The 7711-nt window shown below is 68.7% G+C and carries 8 protein-coding genes; 7 read left to right on the forward strand and 1 reads right to left on the reverse strand.

The genetic code is table 11. The features are described from left to right. The 4 genes from QH195_RS04930 to QH195_RS04945 all read left to right on the forward strand — a co-directional run. Positions 1 to 265 (forward strand): hypothetical protein (locus tag QH195_RS04930; RefSeq protein ID WP_280434464.1); only part of this gene is annotated, 265 nt, incomplete at its 5' end. Further along, positions 265 to 675: a stage II sporulation protein M gene (locus tag QH195_RS04935; RefSeq protein WP_348537341.1), complete on the forward strand. Its 411-nt coding sequence runs from the start codon at positions 265 to 267 to the stop codon at positions 673 to 675. The genes QH195_RS04930 and QH195_RS04935, both read left to right, overlap by 1 nt. A 16-nt stretch (positions 676 to 691) precedes the next feature. Beyond that, the gene (locus QH195_RS04940) at positions 692 to 3034 is read left to right on the forward strand and encodes a SpoIIE family protein phosphatase (protein ID WP_280425143.1); all 2343 of its coding nucleotides are present in this window, start codon (positions 692 to 694) and stop codon (positions 3032 to 3034) included. Positions 3035 to 3080: 46 nt separating this feature from the next. Next, positions 3081 to 3419 carry an STAS domain-containing protein gene (locus tag QH195_RS04945; RefSeq protein ID WP_280434467.1) on the forward strand — a complete coding sequence of 113 codons (339 nt, stop codon included), beginning with the start codon at positions 3081 to 3083 and terminating at the stop codon, positions 3417 to 3419. A gap of 327 nt (positions 3420 to 3746) precedes the next feature. Here the strand turns inward: QH195_RS04945 and QH195_RS04950 are convergent, their stop codons facing one another. Beyond that, positions 3747 to 4787 carry an LLM class F420-dependent oxidoreductase gene (locus QH195_RS04950; protein ID WP_280425144.1) on the reverse strand — a complete coding sequence of 347 codons (1041 nt, stop codon included), beginning with the start codon at positions 4785 to 4787 and terminating at the stop codon, positions 3747 to 3749. A gap of 129 nt (positions 4788 to 4916) precedes the next feature. Here QH195_RS04950 and QH195_RS04955 point away from each other — a divergent pair, with 129 nt between their 5' ends. The 3 genes from QH195_RS04955 (at position 4917) to QH195_RS04965 (ending at position 7503) form a co-directional block, all read left to right on the forward strand. Then, complete coding sequence (locus tag QH195_RS04955) at positions 4917 to 5576, forward strand: cyclodeaminase/cyclohydrolase family protein (RefSeq protein WP_280425145.1); 660 nt, start codon at positions 4917 to 4919, stop codon at positions 5574 to 5576. Between the two features lie 218 nt (positions 5577 to 5794). Then, the gene (locus QH195_RS04960; protein WP_280434466.1) at positions 5795 to 6076 is read left to right on the forward strand and encodes a hypothetical protein; all 282 of its coding nucleotides are present in this window, start codon (positions 5795 to 5797) and stop codon (positions 6074 to 6076) included. A gap of 275 nt (positions 6077 to 6351) precedes the next feature. Then, positions 6352 to 7503, forward strand: coding sequence for a glycosyltransferase family 4 protein (locus QH195_RS04965; protein ID WP_280425175.1), 1152 nt, complete (start codon positions 6352 to 6354; stop codon positions 7501 to 7503). Positions 7504 to 7711 lie beyond the last annotated feature (208 nt).

Here is a 7711-nt window from a genome sequence, read left to right on the forward strand (position 1 = left end):
GCCGTGGACCATGGCGCCGATGGTGGTGGCCCCACTCGCGGGACTGGTGATCGACCGCGTCGGCCCCCGGATCCTACTGGTCACCGGGCAGGCGCTGCTGGCCGTGGCGCTGGCCTGGATGGCGGCGGTGACGGGTAGACCGTTACGGGCTCTTTATTTTTCGCGGTATGCGTGGGTCTGGGCCTGGGCACGGCGGGGGCCGCCGGGGTCGATCGGGCGGCCCGGGTTCTCGGCGAGAACCGTGCCGAACCCTTGGATGTCCTGATGGCGCTGTGTCATCGGGCGATGTCGGATACCCGCGGCGCGGCAGTGACGCTGGCGCTGTTCAGCGCGCAGGAAGCGCAGTGGCTCGGCGTCGGCAATGTGGATTCCCAGGTGGTCACCGTCGGACCCACCGGACCCCAGATCAGCGCCACCGTATTGCAGAGCGGCGGGATCGTCGGCTACCGGCTGCCGCCGAACCTGCAGCCGCAGACGGTACCGGTGCGGCCGGGCGATCTGCTGCTCATGTCCACCGACGGTGTGGTGGTCGAACCGGATGCTGGGATCGACCTGGCCGCGTCGACGGCGGATATCGCCCGCGAACTCGTGGACCGGCATGCCAAGGACACCGATGACGCACTGGTGCTCGCCGCCCGGGTCCGCGGTGTCGCCCACGAAAAAGAAGCGTCATGACCCGCCGGGGCATGCCATGAGCGAGATCCTGACGGCGTTCCTCGACACCTATGCCGACGCTCTGCGCCGCCACCTCGCCGCGCCCGAACGCGACGGGCTGGCCGAAGCGCACGAACTCGGCCGCCGCGCGCTCGTCGAGGGCATCAGCCTGCTCGACCTCACCGAGCACCACTTCCGCGTCGCCAAACAGGTCCAGATCGATGCGGACGCGCCGGAAACCCCCGCCCCCACCGGGGCCGCCCGCGCCGACAGCCCGCTGGCCGAGAACGCGCTCGAATTCCTCCTACAGACCTTGATCACCCTCGATGTGGCCACCCGCGGCTATCTCGACGGCACCCGCCGCTACGAGCAGCAGCGTTCCCGCGCCGACGACCTCGCCGGGCGCGACGAATTCCGTACGGCCCTGGTGGAATCGCTGCAGGACGGATTCTTCGTCGCCGACGCCCGCGGCACGATCATCGAGGTCAACAAGGCATTCGGTGAGCTCACCGGGTACGGCGCGCCGGGCGTGCCCTACCCGATACCGCACCCGTGGTCGATTCCGGAGGGACCGCGCTACCCCGATCTGGGTACCGAGGCGTCCCGGTTCGTGGTGCCGATCCAGCACCGGGACGGCCGCCGCCGCTGGATCGGGGTGAGCACTAGCGCACTGGTGAAACCGGACGGCGAGGAACATATTTTCGTCGGCACAGTCCGCGATGTCACCGCCGAACACGACGCCCAGGCCCGCGACCAGGCCGCCAACCGCCTCGCCACGGCTCTCGCCGCGGCGACCACGGTGGCCGAGGTACTCGAGGTGGGGCTCGATGAACTACGGCGCACGGTCGGCGCGGAAACCGCTGTGGTGGCCGTATGGGCCGCCCATCAGGCCCCGGAGGTGTACGTCTCCGGGACACCGCCCGCCGGGGCCGCGGACGGAAGCGCCACCGGACTCGAACCGGCGACCGAGGCCATTCTCAAACGCGCGCGCCTGCGCCCCGGCCGCACCCTCATCGCCGTCCCCGAGGGCGCGGGCAGCGCGGAGGGCATCGTGGCGCCGCTGGGCGAGACGGGAGACGCCGCCCTGTGGCTGCGGTTCGCCGTGCCGCGGGTTGTCGACGCCGCGGATTGGACACTGTTCTCGCTGCTCATCGGGCATCTCAGTCTCGCCGTACAACGGGCCCGCAACTTCGATCAGGCCCGCTCGACCTCACTGACCCTGCAGCGAGCCATGCTCGGCCCGATAGAACTCCCGCCCCGGTTCTCGGTGCACTACGAACCCGCGCTGCCGCCGCTCGAGATCGGCGGCGACTGGTACGACGTGGTACCGCTACCGGACGGAACGATCGGGGTCGTGGTCGGCGACTGTGTGGGTCGCGGATTGTCCGCGGCCGTGGTCATGGGCCAGCTCCGTACCGCCGCCCGGGCGCTGCTGTTACGTGGTGCCGGACCGGCGCAGTTGCTCAGCGAACTGGATCCGGTGGCAGCCCGTATCCCCGGCGCCCTGTGCACCACTGTCTGCGCGGCAGTCCTGGACCCGGTGCGCGGACTGGTCCGCTACAGCAATGCCGGACATATGCCGCCCATCCTGGCGGATGTGGACAAAACCGGCCGGCTGCTCGAAGGCGGCCGGTCGGTTCCGCTGGCCACCTTCGAAACCCTGCGCCGCCCCGAGGCCACCACCCCGCTGCCGCCCGGATCGACCCTGGTGTTGTTCACCGACGGGCTGGTGGAACGCCGGGGCGAGGATATCGACGAAGGTTTCACGAAGATCGCGGAAACGCTGGCCGATACGGCCGAGAAGCTACCTCGCGAGGTAGCCGATTCGGTACTTTCGGCCTTGCGGCCGGACGGCGGATACGACGACGATATCGCCATGGTGGTCTACCGCCAGCCGCCGGAACCGCTGAAATTGGACCTCCCGGCCCGGCCCGACCGGCTGACCATGCTGCGCCGCTCTCTGACAGCCTGGCTGTCCGCCGCGGCGGTCCCGCACAATCTGACCGCCGATCTGGTCGCGGCGACCAACGAGGCGTGCAGCAACAGCATCGAACACGCCTATCAGGGCGGTGCCACGGACACCGAACGAGTGATGATCACCGCGGAATGCGCGGGCGACCGGGTGGTCATCGAGACCACCGATACCGGGACGTGGCGGCCCCGCCCCACGGATCCGGGCCCGCGGGGCCGGGGAATCGATATGATGCGGGCACTCACCGAGGAACTCGAGATCGACCATCCCGGTCCCGGCACCCGGGTACGGATGTCGGTGACCCTGCCGGCGATCACGTTCCCGGTGGCCAGCGCCCTGCGCGGAACGAACAACCGCTCCCGCGGGGGTACGATGCAGCGAGATCGAGAGGCCCATGGCAGATTGTGATGATGTGACGAACTCTTCTCCGGACGCGAACCCACTCACGGATACGATGACGACTGCGGTCGCCGACCACGACGGCGTCACCGTGCTCACGGTGACCGGCGAGGTCGATCTCGCCACGGCACCCGCCCTGGAAACCGCGATCGACGCGGCGCTCGATTCCGGAGCGGATCACCTGGTCATCGACCTCGCGGCCGTCAGCTTCCTGGCCTCGGCCGGGATGGCCGCATTGGTCGCCGCACATCAGCGCGCCGGAGACAAAACCACCATCGCACTGGTTGCCGAGGGGCCGGCCACCAGCCGGCAGCTGAAGATGACGGCACTGGACCAGGTCTTCGACCTGCATTCCACCCTGGGCGACGCGCTCGCGAGCGTACGAGGCGCCTGACCCCTACCGCCGCTCCGGCGATTCGCCCGGCTCGACCGGCGATCGCCGGGAGCCGCGGCGCCGCCGTGTTGTCATAACCGGCGATTCCGAGAATCCACCGCCCCGGAGATCCGGTCGCAGCGTTCCGGGTCGGCCGAATCCATCCCGCCCGGATTCGAGCGGAGCCTCTGCCGCTACGGCGCCGTGACCCGGACATGCGGACGCTCCACGCGCCGGCTGCGGCTGCTGAGCGTCCGCCGCCGGCTCAGCGGCGATAAGACAGGATTCCGGGGCCTCGGCAGGGCGCGGGGAGAACATCCGCCGCGCCGCACCCGGCCGGGGCTGATATCAGTCGCAGAGGGTGCGCAGCTGTTCGATCAGCGCGACCCGATCGGCCGGGGTGGCCGCCAGTGGGGCGACATTGAGCACGGTGACTCCGGCCTCGGCGAAGGCGGCGATACGTTCCTTGACGTATCCGGCCGGGCCGATCAGCGAGACATCGCGAACCAGCTGGTCGGGAACGACCTGGGTGGCCTCGTCCTTCTTCCCGGCCAGGTACAGCTCCTGGATCCGGTCGGCCTCGGCGCCGTACCCGTACTTGGTGGCGAGGGTGTGGTAGAAGTTCTTGCCCTTGGCTCCCATACCGCCGATGTAGAGCGCCAGCATGGGTTTGACGAACTCCAGGAGCGGCTCGACGTTCTCGCCGATCGCCAGGGCCGGACCGGCGTAGATATCGAGCGGGCCGAGTTCGGGGTCGCGCCGTTCCGCACCCGCGCGCAGCGCGTCACCGAAGACAGCGTCGGCGCGTTCGGGCAGGAAGAAGATCGGCTGCCAGCCTTCGGCGACCTCCGCGGCGAGCGCAACGTTTTTCGGGCCGAGCGCGGCCAGTAGCACTGGGATACGTTCGCGGACAGGGTGATTGATCAATTTCAGCGGTTTGCCGAGCCCGGTGCCCACACCTTCGGGCAGGGGGATCTGATAGTACTTGCCCTGGTAGGTGAGCCGTTCCCGGCGCCACACCTTGCGGCAGATCTCGACGAGCTCGCGGGTACGCCCGATCGGCGCGTCGTAGGGAACGCCGTGGAAACCCTCGATGACCTGCGGGCCGGAGGCGCCCAGGCCCAGGACGAAGCGACCGTCGGAGACGAAGTCGAGCCCGGCCGCGGTCATCGCGGTCAGCGTGGGTGTCCGGGTGTAGAGCTGCATGATTCCTGAGGCCAGTTGCAGCCGTGAGGTTTTGGCCGCCAGGTAGCCCAGGGCGCTCACCGCGTCGAACGAGTACGCCTCGGGGACGAACACGATATCCAGGCCGGCCCGTTCCAAATCGGCCACTTCGGCCGCGGCTTCCGTGAAGCCGCCCGAGTAATTGATGCTCAATCCGATCCGCATGCCCTCAACATAAACCCGGCTACGGGGTGGCCCGGCACCGGCCACGCCGGGGGACGCGGTAGGTTGAGGGCAGTAAGCCCGTGCGCAGTGCAGCTAACTTCGAGCTACCGTGTCGAGAAAGGCCTGATCGTGTCGCAGCCCACCCAATCGCCCCAGCCCACCGGCGCCGGTTTCGGCGGGTCGCCCATCGGCGACTACCTGGGCGAACTCGCGGCGAAGGTGCCCGCACCGGGCGGCGGCGCGGTCGCCGCACTGCATGCGGCCCAGGGCGCGGCGCTGGTCGCCATGGTCGCGCGGTACACCACCCGGGCCAAGGACGCCGAGAACCGGCCGGTCGTCGACCGGATCATCGAGGCAGCCGACGCGACCCGCGAGCGCGCGCTCGCCCTCGCCGATGCCGACGCCGATGCCTTCACCGCGGTGGGCGCGGCCTACAAGCTGCCCAAGGAGTCCGAGGGCGAGAAGGCCGAGCGCGCCACCGCGATCGAGGCGGCCCTGCTCGAAGCCGCCCGAATCCCGGCGGCCGTGGTCGACGAGGCCGACGGCGTCCTGGCTCTCGCAGCCGAATTGCTGCCGATCGGAAACCCGAATGTAGTCACCGATATCGGCGCTGCCGGTGCAGCCGCACGGGCCGCCGCGGTGACCTCACAACTGAATATCGAGATCAACCTGGGTTCACTTCCGGCCGAGCGCGCCGCGGCATTCGCCGAGGTCCTGGGCCGGATCTCGGAAATCACCGCACGCGCGGATTCGCTACACCAGGAAGTGCTCCATGCGGTCCGTACCTGAAACGCGTGCACATATCAGCACGCGCGAATTAACCAGGTATATGCCGAACTGGGATTATTCGAGATATAAGTAAGAACTCGGCACGCGTAGAATGGGCGACGTTCGGAGATATTCGCACTGCTCCACCGCTCGACCCAGGCACCATCGGCTAGACCGGCCGGCGGAGTTCCGGTGGCCGGGAACTGTTTGCTCCAGCTCGACGAGTGCAGGAGGTAACGGTGAGGATCGGGTACACATCGACGCCGGCAGCGGCGGAAGTCCATGAGCCGGGAATCGATGTCATCACCGAACACGGAGTCGTCTCCAATATCGCCGACTGCTCGGCGGATCCGGGCACTTTGACACCGGGCCAGGCCCGGCGCGCCCACGATATCCACAGACTCTGTTCTCCCGAATGTCTGGTCCGCAGACGCGCCGGCTCGACCCTGGCCATCGCCGCGCCGCCGGACCGGCCTGCTTTCGGTATTTCGCCCGGCCGTTCGGCCCGTTACGGCGATTGATATTCCCGCGCGGCGGAGGCGAAACAGCCCCGTATGTCGCGCTTCATTCCGGCCGCCGGGATATTCCGGCGTGCTTTCGATAGCTCCACGCGCTCCCAACGAATGGTTCTTGATCAGCTCCACCCATTGGCCGGGCGGCGCTCGACAACTGTCGTGCGGCCACAAAACGAGGAGGAAAGTTGAGCACCATATTCACGAATGCGGAATCCGAATCGGATACTCCGGCGCGAAAACCCCGGCGCGCCCGCTTCGGCGGGGCCGGGCGTAACCACCCGTTGAACATCGTGCTGGTCGCGCCACCGTATTTCGATGTGCCCCCGGCCGGTTACGGCGGCGTCGAGGCCGTGGTGGCCGAACTCGCCGATACCCTGGTCGCGCGCGGGCACCGGGTGACGCTGCTGGGCGCCGGAAAGCCCGGTACGGATGCGGAATTCGTGCCGGTCTGGGAGACCACCCAGGCCGATCGGCTGGGCGACCCGTTCCCCGAGGTCGTCAATGCCCTGAAGGTGCGGCGCATGGTGGAGAAACTGGCCCGCTCCCGCCATATCGACATCATCCACGACCACACGTTCGCCGGCCCGCTGAACGCCCCGGCCTACGAGAACCTGGGCATCCCGACCGCGGTCACCGTGCACGGGCCGGTCGACAACGATATGTGGGAGTACTACGGCGCTCTCGACGAGCACACCCGCCTGGTGGCGATCAGTGACCGGCAGCGGGAACTGGCGCCGAGTTTCAACTGGATCGGCCGGGTGCACAACGCATTGCGTCCGAGCGAATGGCCGTTCCGCACCGAGAAGCAGGACTACGCACTGTTCCTCGGCCGCTACGCCCCCTACAAGGGGCCGCATCTGGCCCTGCGGGCGGCACACGAGGCCGGGATCAAACTGGTGCTGGCCGGTAAATGCAACGAGCCGCCGGAAAAGGCGTTCTTCGCCAAGGAGATCGAACCGCTGCTCACCGATACCGACCACATCTTCGGGGAAGCCGATGCGGTCGCCAAACGCGAACTACTGGCCGGTGCGCGCTGTCTGCTGTTCCCGATCCGCTGGGAAGAACCGTTCGGCATCGTGATGATCGAGGCGATGGCCTGCGGTACCCCGGTGGTGGCCTTGCGCGGCGGTGCGGTGGAGGAGGTGATCGAGGACGGTGTCACCGGCATCATCTGCGATCATCCGGACGAATTGCCTGCCGCCATCGCCAAAGCGAGCGAACTCGACCCGCATGCGTGCCGTCGCCGTGTCGAAGATTATTTCGGCGTGGACCAGCTCGGCGCGGGCTACGAGGCCGCCTATTACCGCATACTCGATGCATGGGACGAGGCCCACAGCAGGGGCCAGGCACTGTCCGCCGTCGGTATGCGCCGCACCGCCGTACCCGCGATCCGCGCCGACGCCGGCACGACACCGGTATGGAGTAGGGCATGAACGCACCGCCGAGGATTCTCAACTCCGGCCAGCCCGGCGCCCGGGACCGCGGGGGGGGGGGGGGGGCCCCGGGGGGGGCCCCGTCTTCTTCCTGGCGGCCCAGCCGGACCCGGGGCCGGCCCCCCGGGGGGGGGGCCGGCCGGTCCTCCCCGGCTTGGTCGTATTGGGGGGCCCTCCCGGGGGCGGCGGCGGGCGCGGCGATATAGGC

It is taken from the genome of Nocardia carnea (assembly GCF_029868855.1).
GTDB lineage: Bacteria > Actinomycetota > Actinomycetes > Mycobacteriales > Mycobacteriaceae > Nocardia > Nocardia carnea_A.

Coding starts and splice junctions, on each gene's coding strand:
- QH195_RS04945 (WP_280434467.1), top strand. CDS start 3,081: ATGACGACTGCGGTCGCCGACCACGACGGCGTCACCGTGCTCACGGTG.
- QH195_RS04935 (WP_348537341.1), top strand. CDS start 265: ATGGCGCTGTGTCATCGGGCGATGTCGGATACCCGCGGCGCGGCAGTG.
- QH195_RS04950 (WP_280425144.1), bottom strand. CDS start 4,787: ATGCGGATCGGATTGAGCATCAATTACTCGGGCGGCTTCACGGAAGCC.
- QH195_RS04940 (WP_280425143.1), top strand. CDS start 692: ATGAGCGAGATCCTGACGGCGTTCCTCGACACCTATGCCGACGCTCTG.